At 33.7% G+C, this 16,707-nt stretch carries 18 protein-coding genes; 13 read left to right on the forward strand and 5 right to left on the reverse strand.

What is annotated here, in order from left to right:
• The first annotated feature begins 60 nt into the window (after positions 1-60).
• From BLT80_RS01835 to BLT80_RS01860, 6 genes are all read left to right on the forward strand, one after another.
• Positions 61-2,313, forward strand: coding sequence for a TonB-dependent receptor (locus BLT80_RS01835; RefSeq protein ID WP_092465880.1), 2,253 nt, complete (start codon positions 61-63; stop codon positions 2,311-2,313).
• A 40-nt stretch (positions 2,314-2,353) separates the two neighbouring features.
• Complete coding sequence (locus BLT80_RS01840) at positions 2,354-3,265, forward strand: metal ABC transporter solute-binding protein, Zn/Mn family (protein WP_092465881.1); 912 nt, start codon at positions 2,354-2,356, stop codon at positions 3,263-3,265.
• A gap of 97 nt (positions 3,266-3,362) precedes the next feature.
• Positions 3,363-4,112, forward strand: coding sequence for a metal ABC transporter ATP-binding protein (locus tag BLT80_RS01845; RefSeq protein ID WP_092466858.1), 750 nt, complete (start codon positions 3,363-3,365; stop codon positions 4,110-4,112).
• A gap of 75 nt (positions 4,113-4,187) precedes the next feature.
• Positions 4,188-4,580: a VOC family protein gene (locus BLT80_RS01850; protein WP_092465882.1), complete on the forward strand. Its 393-nt coding sequence runs from the start codon at positions 4,188-4,190 to the stop codon at positions 4,578-4,580.
• Between the two features lie 103 nt (positions 4,581-4,683).
• A complete protein-coding gene (locus tag BLT80_RS01855; RefSeq protein WP_092465883.1) occupies positions 4,684-5,811 on the forward strand; it encodes a metal ABC transporter permease in 1,128 nt (375 codons plus the stop codon).
• Positions 5,804-6,964, forward strand: a complete 1,161-nt coding sequence (locus tag BLT80_RS01860) for a metal ABC transporter permease (RefSeq protein WP_092465884.1) — start codon at positions 5,804-5,806, stop codon at positions 6,962-6,964. Before BLT80_RS01855 ends, BLT80_RS01860 begins: the two co-directional genes overlap by 8 nt.
• A gap of 287 nt (positions 6,965-7,251) precedes the next feature.
• Here BLT80_RS01860 and BLT80_RS01865 read toward each other — a convergent pair whose 3' ends face one another.
• A complete protein-coding gene (locus BLT80_RS01865) occupies positions 7,252-8,040 on the reverse strand; it encodes a TerB family tellurite resistance protein (protein WP_092465885.1) in 789 nt (262 codons plus the stop codon).
• A 131-nt stretch (positions 8,041-8,171) separates the two neighbouring features.
• Here BLT80_RS01865 and BLT80_RS01870 point away from each other — a divergent pair, with 131 nt between their 5' ends.
• The 5 genes from BLT80_RS01870 to BLT80_RS01890 all read left to right on the forward strand — a co-directional run bounded on the left by BLT80_RS01870 (position 8,172) and on the right by BLT80_RS01890 (position 11,616).
• Entirely contained in the window at positions 8,172-8,576 is a 405-nt protein-coding gene (locus BLT80_RS01870; protein WP_139180997.1) for a hypothetical protein, read from the forward strand.
• Between the two features lie 136 nt (positions 8,577-8,712).
• A complete protein-coding gene (locus BLT80_RS01875; protein WP_092465887.1) occupies positions 8,713-9,123 on the forward strand; it encodes a BrxA/BrxB family bacilliredoxin in 411 nt (136 codons plus the stop codon).
• An 81-nt stretch (positions 9,124-9,204) separates the two neighbouring features.
• Positions 9,205-9,942: a lysophospholipid acyltransferase family protein gene (locus BLT80_RS01880; RefSeq protein WP_092465888.1), complete on the forward strand. Its 738-nt coding sequence runs from the start codon at positions 9,205-9,207 to the stop codon at positions 9,940-9,942.
• A 21-nt stretch (positions 9,943-9,963) separates the two neighbouring features.
• Positions 9,964-10,944, forward strand: coding sequence for an acyl-ACP desaturase (locus tag BLT80_RS01885; RefSeq protein WP_092465889.1), 981 nt, complete (start codon positions 9,964-9,966; stop codon positions 10,942-10,944).
• A gap of 9 nt (positions 10,945-10,953) precedes the next feature.
• A complete protein-coding gene (locus tag BLT80_RS01890) occupies positions 10,954-11,616 on the forward strand; it encodes an HD domain-containing protein (protein WP_092465890.1) in 663 nt (220 codons plus the stop codon).
• Here BLT80_RS01890 and BLT80_RS01895 read toward each other — a convergent pair whose 3' ends face one another.
• From BLT80_RS01895 to BLT80_RS01900, 3 genes are all read right to left on the reverse strand, one after another.
• Positions 11,617-12,042 carry a hypothetical protein gene (locus tag BLT80_RS01895; RefSeq protein WP_092465891.1) on the reverse strand — a complete coding sequence of 142 codons (426 nt, stop codon included), beginning with the start codon at positions 12,040-12,042 and terminating at the stop codon, positions 11,617-11,619.
• 125 nt (positions 12,043-12,167) lie between these two features.
• Positions 12,168-12,341, reverse strand: a complete 174-nt coding sequence (locus BLT80_RS19965) for a hypothetical protein (RefSeq protein ID WP_175455529.1) — start codon at positions 12,339-12,341, stop codon at positions 12,168-12,170.
• A gap of 16 nt (positions 12,342-12,357) precedes the next feature.
• Positions 12,358-13,236 carry an AraC family transcriptional regulator gene (locus BLT80_RS01900; protein ID WP_092465892.1) on the reverse strand — a complete coding sequence of 293 codons (879 nt, stop codon included), beginning with the start codon at positions 13,234-13,236 and terminating at the stop codon, positions 12,358-12,360.
• Between the two features lie 283 nt (positions 13,237-13,519).
• On the opposite strand from BLT80_RS01900, the gene BLT80_RS01905 reads away from it, so the two are divergent.
• A complete protein-coding gene (locus tag BLT80_RS01905; RefSeq protein WP_092465893.1) occupies positions 13,520-14,077 on the forward strand; it encodes a hypothetical protein in 558 nt (185 codons plus the stop codon).
• 480 nt (positions 14,078-14,557) lie between these two features.
• Entirely contained in the window at positions 14,558-15,115 is a 558-nt protein-coding gene (locus tag BLT80_RS01910; protein ID WP_092465894.1) for a hypothetical protein, read from the forward strand.
• Between the two features lie 65 nt (positions 15,116-15,180).
• On the opposite strand, the gene BLT80_RS01915 is transcribed toward BLT80_RS01910, so the two are convergent.
• Complete coding sequence (locus BLT80_RS01915) at positions 15,181-16,257, reverse strand: PA0069 family radical SAM protein (RefSeq protein ID WP_092465895.1); 1,077 nt, start codon at positions 16,255-16,257, stop codon at positions 15,181-15,183.
• Positions 16,258-16,707: the final 450 nt, after the last annotated feature.

Here is a 16,707-nt window from a genome sequence, read left to right on the forward strand (position 1 = left end):
CTTAAAATATTTTTAGACTAATCTAAAAATATATTTATATTTGATTAAAAATTAATAAAGATGAGACTAATAATTCTGTTTGTACTTACTTCTTTTATACCAATACATGCACAAAGTACTTATGAAATAAAAGGTAAAGTCACCGCTGAAGGCGAAGCATTACCTTATACAAATATTTATATTGAAACAACAACCAAAGGATCCACAACAGATGAGAATGGTTTTTTTAGCATTAAAAATTTAGAACCAGGAATTTATTATGTTGCAGCATCTTTTGCTGGTTATACTACACAAAAAAAGAAAGTTGAAATTACTAATGCTGACCTTACCCTAAATTTTAATTTAAACTATAATGAAAGTTTGGACGAAGTTATAATTACCGGAACTCTAAAACCCGTATCTCGACTAGAAAGTCCTGTACCTGTTGAAGTTTACACACCAACATTTCTAAAGAAAAACCCGACTCCAAATATTTTTGAAGCCTTACAGAACATTAACGGAGTTAGACCACAATTAAATTGTAGTGTTTGTAATACCGGAGATATTCATATAAATGGACTCGAAGGCCCTTACACGCTTGTTTTAATAGATGGAATGCCTATTGTCAGCGGATTATCTACGGTTTATGGACTTTCTGGCATTCCAAATTCGCTTATTGAGCGCATAGAAGTTGTTAAAGGCCCAGCATCATCACTATATGGTAGTGAAGCTGTTGGTGGACTCATAAATGTAATTACTAAACTCCCAGAAAACTCACCACGTTTTTTTGCTGATGCCTTTGTAACGGCTTGGGGAGAAACGAATTTAGATCTTGGTTTTAAAGCCAAAGTTGGCGAAAAAGCCAATGTGCTATTTGGCACTAATTATTTTAAATATGATAATCCGAAAGATAACAATAATGACAATTTTACAGATGTAACGCTTCAAGACCGTATTTCAATATTTCAAAAATGGGACTTTAAACGTACTAACAATCGTAAACTTTCCCTAGCTGGTCGTTATTTTTACGAAGATCGATGGGGAGGAGAAATGCAATGGGATTCTAGTTATAGAGGAGGCAATGAAGTTTACGGAGAAAGCATTTACACCTCACGTTTCGAAATTTTAGGAGACTACCAATTACCAATGACTGATAAAGTAAATTTACAGTTTTCATATTCCGATCATGATCAAAACTCAGTTTATGGAGATACTCCATATTTAGCACAACAACGTATTGGTTTTGGACAATTAATTTGGGATAAGACCGTTAATAAACACGATTTATTATTCGGAACAGCAGTCCGTTACAATTATTATAACGATAATACCACTGCAACCATAACTGCAGACGAAGTCACCATACCTTCACTTTTTATCCAAGATGAAATCGACTTTACTAAAAAACAAAGTTTACTTTTAGGATTGCGATACGATTACGACAGCAGACATGGTAGTATTTTAACACCACGATTAGCCTACAAATACAAACCAACCGAAAATGATATTATTAGACTCAACGCTGGTACAGGGTTTAGAGTGGTGAACTTATTTACCGAAGAACATGCCGCACTTACTGGCGCAAGAGATGTTCTTATACAATCCGAATTACAACCAGAAGAATCTTATAACATTAATTTAAACTACCTCAAAAAATTGTACCTCAACAATGGCATGTATTTTACTTTTGATACCTCAGCTTGGTACACTTATTTTACCAATGCCATTATACCCGATTATGACACCAACCCCAACCAAATTATCTATGACAATCTTGATGGCTACTCTGAATCCAAAGGTTTGAGTTTTAATATAGATGCGATTTTTGGAAGTGGTATTAGTGCTTCAATTGGTGCTACTTTTCAAGATGTTGTACAAACTGAAAATGGTGAACGCACCAAACAAATTTTAACAGAGCGCTACTCTGGTGTTTGGTCATTATCTTATAAAAATTATGCCACTAACCTTACTTTCGATTATACAGGTAATCTTTATGGTCCAATGCGCTTGCCCTTACTAGGAGACTTAGACCCAAGAGCAGAATATTCTCCAACTTGGAGTATTCAAAATATACAAGCGACCTATGACGGTTTCGATAATTTAGAAATCTATGGTGGAATAAAAAACTTACTCAACTGGACTCCAAACAAAGGCAATCCATTCATAATTGCCAGAGCAGATGATCCTTTTGATGAGAATGTACAGTTTAATAGCAATGGCGATGTCATTCCTACACCAGATAATCCTTATGCGTTAACTTTTGACCCAGCTTACGTTTATGGACCAAACCAAGGTATAAGATTATTCTTTGGAATGAGATATAACTTAAATTAATCACACAATTTTAGTACCTTCGTAATAAATATTTAGACATATGAAAAAAATAATTTCCCTTTTAGCTATCACGCTCATTTTTACGGCGTGTAAGGATGAATCTAAAGATAATGGAAAACTAAATATTGTTACTACAACTACCATGATTACTGATTTAGTTCAGAATATTGGTGGAGATATGATTAATATACAAGGCTTAATGGGTTCTGGCGTCGATCCGCACTTATATAAAGCCAGCGAAGGTGATGTTTCTAAATTAGTCAATGCAGATATCATATTCTACAGCGGTTTACATTTAGAAGGAAAACTCGTAGAAGTCCTTGAAAAAATGGAGAGTTCTCAAAAAACAACCATAGCACTCTCAAATGCTCTAGATAAAAACACTCTTATAGGTTCAGAATATTTTGCTTCAAATTATGATCCTCATGTTTGGTTCGATATTAATTATTTTCAGCAATTTGCAAAAAAAACAGCGGCTGTCTTATCTAAAAAGGATCCTGAAAACGCGCAAACATACGAAGCCAACAAGAATGCTTATATCGTTAAATTAGAAGCACTTCAGAATAACATAAAGCAGACTATAGAAACACTTCCAAAGGAAAAAAGAATATTAGTAACTGCCCATGATGCGTTTAATTATTTCGGAAAAGCCTACGGATTTGAAGTCGTCGGTTTACAAGGTATATCAACAGCAACTGAAGCCGGTGTACAAGATGTTCAAAAATTGGCTACATTTATTATCGAAAAAAACATTAAAGCCATATTTATAGAAAGTTCTGTACCAAAACGAACGATTGAAGCTCTGCAGGCTTCTGTAAAATCTAAAGGACATGATGTCGAAATTGGAGGCACACTATATTCTGATGCTCTTGGAAATGCCGGAACGCCTGAAGGTACCTACATTGGTATGTTTGAGTATAATGTAAATACGATTGTAAATGCTTTAAAATAAAATTCCTGCGAAGGCAGGAATCTCATTAAATTAGAGTTAAATCTCAAAAATGAAAATAGAATCAAAGGAAAATATAAAAAACAACGATACTACTGATATGACTCCTGCTTCCTCAGGAGTAATTGCCGTAAAAGTAGACGATCTTACCGTTGCCTACAACTACAAACCAGTTCTTTGGGACATCGATTTAGAAATCCCAGAAGGAGTTTTAATGGCTATTGTTGGTCCGAATGGAGCAGGAAAATCTACACTTATAAAATCTATTTTAGGAATCTTAAAACCGATCGCAGGTAGTGTCACTATATACGGAAAACCTTATAAAAAGCAAAGACAACTCGTAGCTTATGTGCCTCAAAAAGGTAGTGTAGATTGGGATTTCCCAACAACAGCATTAGATGTGGTGATGATGGGAACCTATGGAAGTTTGGGTTGGATAAAACGTCCTGGCCAAAAAGAGAAAAAAGCGTCACTAGAAGCTTTAGAAAAAGTAGGGATGTTAGCGTTTAAAAGCCGACAGATTAGTCAACTTTCGGGAGGACAACAGCAACGTATTTTTTTAGCACGCGCTTTGGTACAAAATGCCTCTATCTATTTTATGGATGAACCATTTCAAGGAGTCGATGCAACCACTGAAATCGCCATCATTAACATCTTAAAAGAATTACGAAAAGCAGGTAAAACAGTTATTGTGGTACATCACGATTTACAAACCGTACCCGAATATTTTGATTGGGTCACCTTTTTAAATGTGAAGAAAATTGCCACAGGCCCCGTAAAAGATATCTTCAATGACGATAACTTAACGAAGACCTATGGCATTAATTATAAAGTGAGTATACAAGAATAGAAACATAGTTGATAGTATTCAGTTGGCAGTTGCCAGTGCTTGCCCTAATGAGAACTAAGAAAGCAATAAAAAAACATGAAATACGCATACACTATTTTATACGTCGAAGATGTTGAAAAGACAATATCATTCTACGAAAACGCTTTTAGGTTTCAAAAAAAATTCATCACACCAGAGCACGATTATGGCGAGCTACTTTCTGGAGAAACCACAATCGCTTTTGCTTCTCATTCCTTAGGGAATTCAAACTTTAAAAAAGGCTTTAAACAACTTTCTATAAACGAAAAGCCAAACGGAATTGAAATGGCTTTTACAACTGAAAATATTGAAGATGATTTTAATAAAGCGATAAAAGCAGGAGCGATAGAATATGAACCTATAATTGAAAAACCTTGGGGACAAAAAGTTGGGTATTTAAGAGATATTAATGGGTTTCTTATTGAAATTTGTACACCAATTAAGAATTAAAATAGATACAGACCTCACAAGTTTTAGAAATCTTTGAGGTCTAACAAACTAAACGAAAAAAAATATTAAAAAGTAGGATGAGATTCCTGCTTTCGCAAGAATTGTGGATATAACAGAATACATAAAACTAGTCTTCACAGACTACACGCTACGAACCATCACTCTAGGAACAGCCATTTTAGGAGCTGTTACCGGAATGCTTGGTAGTTTTGCTGTACTCAGAAAACAAAGTTTATTAGGGGATGCCATCTCTCATGCGGCTTTACCTGGTATTGCAATCGCATTTTTAATTACTGGCGCCAAAGACAGTAACACATTATTAATCGGAGCATTAATTAGTGGTTTAATTGGTACATTTTGGATTAGAGGCATTGTCACCAAAACCCACTTAAAATCAGATACCGCTTTAGGTTTAATTCTATCCTTGTTTTTTGGATTTGGAATGTTACTACTCACCTTTATTCAAAAACAACCCAATGCCAACCAAGCCGGATTAGACAAATACCTATTTGGACAAGCAGCAACTTTAGTAGAAAGCGATGTGTGGCTAATGGCTATTGTCACAGGACTCTGTTTAATTGTAATGCTCACCTTTTGGAAAGAATTTAAAATCCTATTATTTGATGCAGACTACACGCAAACACTTGGGTTCAATACTAAATTTATAGATATTCTTATTACAACATTTATTGTTTTGGCTATTGTGTTAGGACTTCAAACTGTTGGTGTGGTTTTAATGAGTGCTATGCTTTTGGCACCTGCAGCTGCGGCTCGACAATGGACAAATAGCTTATCGGTTATGGTGTTCTTAGCAGCGCTTTTCGGTGCGTTTTCTGGAGTCTTCGGTACTGCAATTAGCGCAAGTCAGAATAACCTATCTACGGGCCCTGTTATCGTTTTAGTGGCCGGCGTTTTCGTAATGTTTTCATTTATATTTTCCCCAAGTCGTGGCTTGTTGTTTAAGCAAATCCGATTTATTAAAAACCGTCGTGATTTAGAATTGCATAAAACTTTAGCATTTATGCATCATATTGCAGAAACACACGAAGATATTTCACATCCACACGCCATAAAACTTTTAAATAATTTTCAAGGTTATACACGTTCTACACTTCAAAAATTGGTAGATAAGGATTATGTACAACTCAATGGAAATATGTGGAGTTTAACCAAAACAGGATTTGAAACCGCAGCGAATTTGTACACTAAACAATCTACCGAAGATGAGTAACGCACAACTTGAAATACAACTTATAGCGAGTTTAGTGGCTGTTGCTTGTGCCATTCCTGGTACGTTCTTAGTCCTTAGAAAAATGGCCATGATTAGCGATGCCATTAGTCATTCTATCTTACCAGGTATTGTCGTTGGTTTTTTTGTAACACAAGATTTAAATTCACCCTTATTAATTCTATTAGCCGCTTTAACAGGCATTGTGACGGTGGTTTTAGTAGAATATATTCAGAAAACAGGATTAGTAAAAGAAGACACCGCCATTGGGTTGGTATTTCCTGCTATGTTTAGTATTGGCGTCATCTTAATTGCTAAAAACGCCAATGATGTCCATTTAGATGTCGATGCTGTTTTATTAGGTGAATTAGCCTTTGCTCCTTTTGATAGATTACTCATTGCAGAAACTGATGTGGGGCCAAAATCACTTTGGGTTGTTGGCACCATTCTACTCATCACAATTACACTTTTAATTCTATTTTTTAAAGAACTAAAAATAAGCACTTTTGATAAAGGCTTGGCGGCATCCTTAGGGTTTTCACCAGCAATTATTCATTATGGATTAATGTCGGTGGCTTCAGTAACCACTGTGGGTTCTTTTGATGCGGTTGGAGCTATATTAGTTGTCGCTTTAATGATTGCACCCGCTGCGGCTGCCTATTTGTTAACCACAGATTTAAAGAAGATGTTGGCTCTAGCCATCGGTTTCGGAATTTTTAGTGCCATTTTCGGTTATTGGGTAGCACATTGGCTAGATGCTTCTATTGCTGGCTCAATTACAACGGTTCTTGGCTTAGTATTTCTACTAGTGTATTTATTTGCGCCATCAAAAGGAGTGATTGCTGTAATGTATAGAGAAAAACAACAACGCACAGAAGTCTCTTTATTGACGTTTTTACTACACTTAAAAAATCATGATGAGCTTGAAGAACGCCACGTAAACCACCTAAGAGAACATATTAATTGGCAAAAAGTACGCGCTAAAACCGTTCTCGATTTAGCGAAAAAAAATAACATGATTCATATTGAAAAAAATATTGTGTCCTTAACAAAAAAGGGAGATGAATTTACCTCTAAAGCCATTGATTATATTATGACCAACGAAGATGCGCAGATTGAAGATATGAAGGATGATTTCTTTTTGTTTAGAGGATAAATTTGATGTATTTATTGACACTACGATTGAAAGCTTCAAGGCTTAACTACGACAGATCCTAAATATTTTTAAACCTCATGAACCTATTAAATTATTTCACCGGTAAAAACGGATTACTTATCATAGGATTTATTGTCCTGTGTGTTTTCATTTATAACAAATATAAAACACAACGCTACTTTAAATACATTGAAAAACGCATGAAAGAAAAAGAAAGGAAAGAATAAACTTTTATAACATCATATTGCTATCCAACAACTAAGAACAGACAACCATCAACGATAGGTTTATTTAAACCCACGTTCCTTCTGAATATGCTCATAAGCCTCTTGCACTTGTCTAAACTTAGCTTCCGCACCTTCTTGATGTTCTTTACCTAAATGACCAACACGATCTGGATGGTATTTTTTAGCCATACCACGATATGCTTTTTTAACCTCAGCATCAGAAACTGATTTATCAATTTCTAGGATTTTATAAGCATTATCGCTACTGTTATAAAACATGGCTTTAATACTTTCAAAGTCTCTATTACTAATTCCTAAATAACCAGTTATGGTATAAATCTGTCGTAATTCGTCCTCAGTAACTAAACCATCTGCTTTTGCAATTCCGAATAAAAAGTGAAGCAATTGCAAACGTGACGCATGATCCATCATTTGCCTAATTTGTAAACAAACTTGGCGTGTAGAAATATTTTGTTTGGTAATACGTTTAAACAATTCAAAAGCCTTATTAGCTCTATCTTTACCGTACATATTGGTAAACTGCTGACGTACAAAATCGAGTTCGCGCTGATCTTGTTTACCATCTGCTTTAATAACAATAGACGCTAAAATTAAGAGACTCACTTCAAAATCACCAGATTGTGTTTGTGGTCGCGATGTGCGCTGACCGTAATTTGGTGTTTTTCGATACGTATCGCGCTGTCTTCCCGCTTGACGATCACCTATTAAAGGCGTACCGCTATCGGTTAAATTATCGACAAAACTACCTAAAGCTAATCCTATAATAGCACCTATTGGACCTCCAAAAGACCAACCTAAAGCACCACCAATCCATTTTGCAAAACTCATATTATATTTTTGATTTTCTAAAACTGTAAATATACTATATGTTAGTTGGATGAAAATGTAATTTGTTACGTTTTGTGCGCAACCATTTGTATAATTCTGTATCTTATAGGCATAACCAATACCTTAATATTATGAAAACTATTTTTAATATTCTAACCTTGATGCTTCTTATACTAAGTTGCAATAGTGATGACGACGCACAACAAAACCCAGCACCAACACTTAATGCAACGTGGTCTTTAGTTAATGTTACTGGTGGTTTAGCAGGTGTGAATGACGATTTTGAATCGGGTACAATTACATGGCACTTTAATAATGAACCCTCTGAAATTACCGTTACCAATAACGACACAAGTAATGCTATACATAGTGGTTACCCTTCTGGAATTTACAGTTACGAAGTCGTTACAACCTCTAATGACACCACAGTAGTTATTGAGAATACAGATTTGAGAGTTATAAGCTTAACTACTAATCAACTCATTTTAGATGAAGGTATGGTTTCAGACGGTTTTCAATATACATTTAGTAAATAACTTAAATTTTCAATAGTTCTAAACACTATTGAAAACCAAAATAGTACCATTTAAACTACGAACTGAAGACTAACGACTGCCTACTATTTTTCATTATCTTTGCAATTCAAAATAAGATTAATTAAAATATAAAAATATGTACCCAGCAGAATTAGTAAAACCAATGCGTGAGGATTTAACCAAAGTAGGTTTTGAAGAATTACATACATCAGAAGCTGTAGAAAGTGCTATCGCAAAAGAAGGCACAACCTTAGTTGTTGTAAATTCAGTTTGTGGTTGTGCAGCAGCAAATGCAAGACCAGGTGCTAGAACAAGTTTAGACAATGCAAAAAAACCAGACCATATCGTCACTGTTTTTGCAGGTGTAGACAAAGAAGCTGTTGATGCAGCGAGAGCACACATGGTTCCTTTTCCTCCAAGTTCGCCATGTATGGCTTTATTTAAAGACGGAGAATTAGTACACATGTTAGAGCGCCACCATATTGAAGGTCGTCCTGCAGAATTAATTGCTGAGAATCTTAAAGATGCTTATAACGAGTATTGCTAAGAGATAAAAAAACTAAGTATTTAAACCACGATTTTTATCGTGGTTTTTTTGTTCCTAAATTCCATTGATTACCTTTGCCAAATGAGAAAACTACTAGCCTATCCGCTTTCGGTTGTATTTTATTTATGCTTTGGGTTAACCTTGGTTATATTTCATGTAATTCAATGGATTAGCTTTAATGTATTTGGCTATAAAGCACTTAAAGTTAGTGTAGATTGGCTACAATTTTTTATTATGCGCTGTCTTAATCTTTTGGGCACCAGAATCTCATTTTACAATCCTTACAATCTAAGTACGGACCGACCTCTAATTATAGTTTCTAATCACCAAAGCATGTATGATATATCACCTATTATGTGGTATATGCGTAAACACCATGTTAAATTTGTTTCTAAAAAAGAATTAGGAAAAGGCATCCCAAGTGTGTCTTACAATTTAAGACATGGAGGATCGGTTTTAATAGACCGAAAAAATCCGAGACAATCACTATCTGCAATGATGACCTTTGGAGATTATATTGAAAAAACAAAACGAGCAGCTGTTATTTTCCCTGAAGGCACACGAAGTAAGAATGGTGTTCCAAGACCATTTAAAACCAAAGGATTAGAAATGCTACTAAAGAAAGTCCCTTCTGCACTTATCGTTCCTGTTACAGTTAATAACTCATGGAAAATGTTACGTTACGGAAATTTCCCAATGGGAATAGGAAATCATATGAAATTTACTGTTCATAAGCCCCTAGAAATTATTAACTTTACAGATAAGACTGAATTAATTGAGCAAGTAGAACAAACCATTGTTGCTGCTATTGAAAATTAATTACCAAAAACACCATATAAGATGTCGCTAAAAAACGTAAGATTAGAAGTGATGCAGCATCTCGAAAAAGATGTACAATCGCTGATTGAAAAATATTTAATTCCGGTTGAAAAAATCTGGCAACCTACAGATTTCTTACCAGACTCTACAAAAGATTCATTTCATGAAGAGGTTAGAGAAATTAGAGAATTATCTAAGGAATTACCTTACGACTTTTGGGTCGTTTTAGTTGGAGATATGATCACTGAAGAAGCTTTACCAAGTTACGAATCTTGGCTTATGGATGTTGAAGGTGTAGACCAAATTGAACGTAACGGTTGGTCTACCTGGTTAAGACATTGGACAGGTGAAGAAAACAGGCATGGTGATGTTTTAAATAAATACTTGTACTTATCTGGTCGTGTAAATATGCGTGAGATAGAAAAAACTACGCAGTATTTAATTAACGACGGTTTTGATATTGGTACAGGTAGAGATCCTTATAAAAACTTTGTTTATACGAGCTTCCAAGAATTAGCGACTTATGTTTCTCATAATCGTGTCGCTAAAATTGCCAAACAAAAAGGCAATAAGCAATTGGCCAAAATGTGTAAAATCATTTCAGGAGACGAAATGCGTCACCACCACGCGTATTCTGAGTTTGTAGAACGCATTTTTGCTGTAGACCCTAATCAGATGATGATGGCTTTTCACGATATGATGAAACGTAAAATTGCGATGCCAGCACACTTTTTAAGAGAATCTGGTGAGAGTATTGGTACGGCTTTCGAAGAATTTTCTAATACAGCACAACGTCTTGGTGTTTACACGTCTAACGATTATGTAGATATCTTACAGAAACTAATTGACCGTTGGGAAATAGGAAAAATGACCGGACTTAATGAGGAAGCCGAAAAAGCAAGAGATTACTTAATGAAACTACCTCCAAGAATGTATCGTTTGTCTGAACGCATGAAGATTCCTGAGAATTCTTATCAATTTAAATGGGTAGATCCTGCGTAATAATTTTGTATGACAATTTCTGATGCGCAACTCATTGAAGCTACTATTGATTTCGTTAAAACCGAACTCAAGAATGCTGAAGGTGGCCACGACTGGTTTCATATTGAACGTGTTTACAAAAATAGCTTACTCATTGCGAAGCAAGAAAATGTAGATATCACAGTCGTTTCATTAGCAGCTTTACTTCACGATATTGCGGATCCTAAATTTCATAACGGAGATGAAGCACTGGGCTCTAGAATAGCTAGTACATTTCTATTAAAACACAATGTAGACAGTGAAATTATTGAGCATGTAACTCAGATTATAGATAACATGTCCTTTAAAAATTCCTTTGATTTAAATACATCGTTCACTTCTAAAGAAATGGAAGTGGTTCAAGATGCCGACCGCTTAGATGCTATTGGAGCTATTGGTATTGCGCGCTGTTTTAATTATGGAGGCTTTAAAGACAGAGCCCTTTATAATCCTGAAATAAAACCTAATCTTAATATGACTAAGGTTGAGTACAAAAACTCAGAAGCACCAACAATTAACCACTTCTATGAAAAATTGTTATTGTTAAAAGATCAGCTAAACACTAAAACAGGAAAACGCATTGCATTAGAACGCCACAAATATATGGAAGGTTTTCTAAAACAGTTTTTTGCAGAATGGGAAGGGAAGCTGTAATTAATCCCAATATATATTTAAAATTAATGTTTTTCCATTTATCACCTCAACAGTTTCATTAATTATAAAATATTTACTTAAGGGAGCTTCTTCGATACCACCAGTACTGTAACTATTTTCTGTTCCCCAGAATTCAAACGTATAGTTATATATGCCAGAAGAAACATGATTAAGCCTAACCTGTCTATCACCAGTTCCGCTTTCTTCTTTTATAATATTGACTTCTGGAAATTCAATACGAACTCTAGACATCGCATAATTATTAGGAATATTAAAATCAATCGTTATAGCACCTGTATTGAACGATGTACCAATACCACCTGAAACATATTCAGCATCTGAAACTTTAATCTCATCTTTTTCGCAGTTTAGCATCAGTAGCGCTAAACATAAAACACCTATTTTAAAAAATGCTGTGTATTTCATATTGTAAATTATTTTACCAATTTACAATATTTTTAAAAAAGGAGTTGAAGCCATACTATTACCTTAGATGTTACTTATAAATACCTAACATAGTCTCTTATAAGAAAAGGGACGAATAAAAAAGGCTAACTCTCTTTAGCCACCTCTAACGCCGTCAACTTATATTCAATCGCAGCCATTTCTTCTCCATAGTGAATAATTTCATCAGCAGATAGATTTGTTTTAGAGTTTACAATATCTAAAATATCCTGGCCTTTTTTGGAATAGTATATTATGGCAGTATCTATTTTTTTACCCATAAAAATTAAATTGTAATTATTGAACCATTAGTTTTAACTCACCTCTATATTTAGAAGCGCTTTTACCAGTAAATTCTTTAAAGAGTTTATTGAAATGTGAAAAGTTATTAAAACCACACTCAAAACTAACATCTGCAATACTCATCTGACTTTCCGAAAGTAATTTAGTCGCATGTACAATACGGTATTCGTTTACCAACTTTGTAAATGTTTTACCTGTTACTTTTTTAAAGTAGCGACAAAACGCAGGCACCGTCATACTGACCTTGCTTGCAATTTCATCTAAACTAATATGCTCTTGAAAATTCTGGTTAACGTGCTTAAAGATGACATCAATCTTTGCACTATCTTGTGGTTCTGTTTCAAAAGCAAAGCCATCTGCATTTAAAATGGTATAATCCTCTGATTTTGCTAAACCATGCAGCACTTCCAACAAAATTAATATTTTCTTAAAGCCTTCTTTTTCATTTAGCTTTTCGATTTTCTTTCCTAACTTTTGTTTTGTTTTAACACCAAAAAGAATTCCTTTTTTAGACAACTCAAACATTTTATTAATCGCTTCCATTTCTGGAATATCAAAAAAATGATCACCTAAAAATTCAGGTTTAAATTGCACTAAGGTTTCTGAACCATTTATAGTTAAACGATCTGTAAAACCATTGTGAGGCAAATTAGAGCCTAACAATAATAGCTGACTATTATTAAAATAAGATAAATGATTGCCTATATGACGTTTACCTTGACCTTTATTAACATAGACCAATTCTATTTCTGGATGAAAATGCCAAAACGGTTTTTTTTCTCCTTTGTAGGAGTCTATTTTATGCTTTCGTACTAATATGGAATTACCAAAATCAGGGCTTATTTTTTCTAAAGTAGGTTTTCTTGTATTCATAATGTAATAATAAGTGCAAAGTTAAATCTATTAGGTTTTAAAACCTATAGCAGATTACCATTAATATACGCTATTTTAACCTAATATGATAATAAAACAACAGATTAAGATAATTATGCATACAAATGTGCCAAAATCCATGTTTTTCTAAAAGCATAACCCTCATAACTTTGTAATGTAAAATCATTTAAACTGATACTTAAAAGATTGCAACTTAATAACTAGCACAAGTTATAAAACGCAGATTTTTAAATTTTAGTTGTAACCCAAAAAATGAAACATTATGAAAACATTATTTAAAAACATTTTAGTATTAGCTGTGATGTTAGGAACATGCACAAGCTACGCAAATGCAACTTTAGAAGTTCTACCTACTTTTAATAGTGTAAAAAAAGGAAATTCTATTTCTGTTACTGATGCTAACGGAAAGATCGTTTTTAGTGGTCTTATAAATTTTAATGGTAATATTAGTCACCTATACGATTTTTCACAATTGAACGATGGTACGTATATCATAGAAGTTAATAAAGATTTTGAAATTGAGATTAGCACTGTAGAAGTTAAAAACAATAGCGTTAGTTATATCAATAAGAAAAGTGAGAAGATTTTTAAACCCGTCTTTAGAATTGCTAATAATAAACTCATGATTTCTAAAATGGCTTTAAACAATCCAGAAATGGAAGTTGAGCTTTATTACGATAATGAATTAATTCATTCAGAGACGGTAAAAGGCAGTGATATATTAAATAGAGTGTACAAACTCGATAATGCTATTAAAGGCGAATACACAGCCGTTGTTAAATCTAACGGCAGAGTATTTACTAAAAACTTTAAACTATAGATTGTTGAATGTGAATTAGAATTATTTATTTAAAAGTGGACCATACAACGTCCACTTTTTTTTGGTTAAAATAATATCATTCAATAAATACTCATGTAATTGTACAATTAGCTTTTGTAATTATTATTTGCCAACACAACTCTGTCTTCTATCACTGTTTTTAATGATGAAAGCTTAAAACTACCCCATTTCCATCTTTTGCTTAAAAAGATATTTCTTTTATAAGGTATAATGTATGACTTGTTTTACACTTAAAAGCTAAGCACATCACAAACCTATAGCAAATTAACATCAATATGTGCTATTTTACCCTATATGACTACACTCAACTATCTTTAGGTTAATTATGCATATAAATATACCAATATGGTTGTTTTTGAATATGTAAACCTACTATAACTTTGCAGTATCAAATCGTTTAGAGCTGGAGTCACACCCCAAATCATAAATTCAGCTTTACAACGATTAAAATTAAAAATTATGAAAACATTATTTAGAAACATTTTAGTATTAGCTGTGATGTTAGGAACATTAACAAGCTACGCAAACGAAACCATAAAAGACACACCTTCTTCTAAGATGCTTAGCGAAGGAGATCATATTTCTGTATCTAACGCTTCTGGTGAAGTCCTTTACAGTGGACGTATTAATTATAACGGACAAATGAAAAGTCTTTATGATTTTTCTCAATTAGAAAATGGTATCTATACTGTTGAAGTGAACAAGGATTATGAAATTGAAATTAATTCAGTTCAAGTAAAAAACCATTTGGTTACATTTTTAGAAACTTCAAACAAAAAGATTTTTAAGCCTGTATTTAGATCTAAAGATTCTCAAATTATCATTTCTAAGTTAGCTATTGATACTAACAAAATGACTGTTGAGTTATACTTTGAAAACGATCTTATCCATTCAGAAACCATAAAAGGTAATGATATTTTAAACAGAGTTTACAAATTAGACCAAAACCTTAAAGGCAACTATACCGCGATTATTAGAGCAAATGATCGTGTGTTTGTCGAAAATTTCAAGATTTAGATTATTGTTTATTTATTAGTTTATTTAGTTAAAAGTGGGTTGTAGAGAGCCCACTTTTTTTTTGTTTAAAATAGTTTCATTTGCCCATCTTTAAAAGGCTCATGAAGATCCGTATTTAACTTTGGCATTGCTTTATTTTTAAAATATTTTAATCGCGCCAACGTTACTAAATCGTTGATTTGTTGCGCAATTTGCCCTTCTCCTCGCATTCTCACTCCATACCGACTTTCGTTAAGCGTGCCTCCATGGCAACTTTCAATTTGATGTAATACTTTATCCGCTCTGTCGGGCATTGTTTTTTTAATCCAATCGCTAAAAATTTCTCCAATTGCCCCGTTTAATCTTACAATAGTGTGCCCAATACTTAAAGCTCCTGCTTCTGATACTGCTTTCGCCATTGGCAGAATTTCATGACTATTAATGGATGGAATAATTGGTGCCAACATCACATTTACAGGAATACCATTATCGCTTAATTCTTTTACAACCTGAAGTCGTTTTTTAATCGTTGCTGTTCTTGGTTCTAAAACTCGTCTAGTGTCTTCTGAGAGTGATGTTATAGAAACATTTACTGATATTAAGTTATCTTTAGACAATGCCTTTAGCAAATCTAAATCTCTTAAGATTAAAGCATTCTTGGTAATGATACCAACAGGATGTTTATATTTTAAAAACACTTTTAAACATTCTCTTGTTATCTCAAATTGCTTTTCGGCTGGTTGGTAACAATCTGTGTTGCCAGACATAATAATTGGGTATGCTTTCCAGCTTTTCTTTTTCAGGTGAGCTTCTAAAAGCTTTGCTGCGTCTTTTTTAACCAATATCTTACGTTCAAAATCTAGACCCGCACTGTAACCCCAAAATTCGTGCGAATTCCGTGCGTAACAATAAATACAACCATGTTCGCAACCTTGATACATGTTCATAGAATAGGCCATCCCCACATCTGGACTCGTTACTTTATTAACAATCGTCTTTGGAAATACATTAAGATATTGAGTTTTGTTTTTATCTACAATTTCACCTTCCTTATGGCAAAACTCTAGAAAATCATCTCGCATTTCATAAGACAACTCAAAAAAACGATTATCTGTATTTTGTTGAGCACCTCTGCCTTTAATTGTAGATTTGGAATGTATCATACCCTAAAATTAGCATGAAAAACGGCTGAACGTGGCTACAAGTTGTAGTTTTAACTTAATTAACTATGGTATCCAAAACCGCATTAGTTTTTGTATCTATCAATATTACTTTGGTGTTTTACTCAAAACTAGAAATACCAGCTTAAATACCAGAATGTACATTATTTAGAGCACTAAAAGTAGATACTAATGTAAGACGACCTATTGAGATCTATAACTTTTACTAATATACAACTCTGAATCTGTCGATGGACAAATCCAGAGTTTAGATTTAAAATAGTAGAGGCTATTTTGTCTATTACAATAGCTCTAAAAGTTTTTATCTTTTGAGGCTTTAATTGCTAATAGAACAACAACCATTGCTCCTAGTATTGAAGCAACAACGTTAATCTCTCCTGTCACAATGATACCACTGTAACGGCTAATAAGATGTAGATTAAACGTTTCATA

It is taken from the genome of Winogradskyella thalassocola, from assembly GCF_900099995.1.
Taxonomy (GTDB): Bacteria; Bacteroidota; Bacteroidia; order Flavobacteriales; family Flavobacteriaceae; genus Winogradskyella; species Winogradskyella thalassocola.

Excerpts from the sequence above, each read along its gene's own strand:
- BLT80_RS01835 (WP_092465880.1), top strand. The coding sequence starts at position 61 with ATGAGACTAATAATTCTGTTTGTACTTACTTCTTTTATACCAATACAT.
- BLT80_RS01910 (WP_092465894.1), top strand. The coding sequence starts at position 14,558 with ATGAAAACATTATTTAGAAACATTTTAGTATTAGCTGTGATGTTAGGA.
- BLT80_RS01905 (WP_092465893.1), top strand. The coding sequence starts at position 13,520 with ATGAAAACATTATTTAAAAACATTTTAGTATTAGCTGTGATGTTAGGA.
- BLT80_RS01900 (WP_092465892.1), bottom strand. The coding sequence starts at position 13,236 with ATGAATACAAGAAAACCTACTTTAGAAAAAATAAGCCCTGATTTTGGT.
- BLT80_RS01880 (WP_092465888.1), top strand. The coding sequence starts at position 9,205 with ATGAGAAAACTACTAGCCTATCCGCTTTCGGTTGTATTTTATTTATGC.
- BLT80_RS01915 (WP_092465895.1), bottom strand. The coding sequence starts at position 16,257 with ATGATACATTCCAAATCTACAATTAAAGGCAGAGGTGCTCAACAAAAT.
- BLT80_RS01865 (WP_092465885.1), bottom strand. The coding sequence starts at position 8,040 with ATGAGTTTTGCAAAATGGATTGGTGGTGCTTTAGGTTGGTCTTTTGGA.
- BLT80_RS01850 (WP_092465882.1), top strand. The coding sequence starts at position 4,188 with ATGAAATACGCATACACTATTTTATACGTCGAAGATGTTGAAAAGACA.
- BLT80_RS01840 (WP_092465881.1), top strand. The coding sequence starts at position 2,354 with ATGAAAAAAATAATTTCCCTTTTAGCTATCACGCTCATTTTTACGGCG.
- BLT80_RS01845 (WP_092466858.1), top strand. The coding sequence starts at position 3,363 with ATGACTCCTGCTTCCTCAGGAGTAATTGCCGTAAAAGTAGACGATCTT.
- BLT80_RS01875 (WP_092465887.1), top strand. The coding sequence starts at position 8,713 with ATGTACCCAGCAGAATTAGTAAAACCAATGCGTGAGGATTTAACCAAA.
- BLT80_RS01870 (WP_139180997.1), top strand. The coding sequence starts at position 8,172 with ATGAAAACTATTTTTAATATTCTAACCTTGATGCTTCTTATACTAAGT.
- BLT80_RS01885 (WP_092465889.1), top strand. The coding sequence starts at position 9,964 with ATGTCGCTAAAAAACGTAAGATTAGAAGTGATGCAGCATCTCGAAAAA.
- BLT80_RS01890 (WP_092465890.1), top strand. The coding sequence starts at position 10,954 with ATGACAATTTCTGATGCGCAACTCATTGAAGCTACTATTGATTTCGTT.
- BLT80_RS01860 (WP_092465884.1), top strand. The coding sequence starts at position 5,804 with ATGAGTAACGCACAACTTGAAATACAACTTATAGCGAGTTTAGTGGCT.
- BLT80_RS01895 (WP_092465891.1), bottom strand. The coding sequence starts at position 12,042 with ATGAAATACACAGCATTTTTTAAAATAGGTGTTTTATGTTTAGCGCTA.
- BLT80_RS19965 (WP_175455529.1), bottom strand. The coding sequence starts at position 12,341 with ATGGGTAAAAAAATAGATACTGCCATAATATACTATTCCAAAAAAGGC.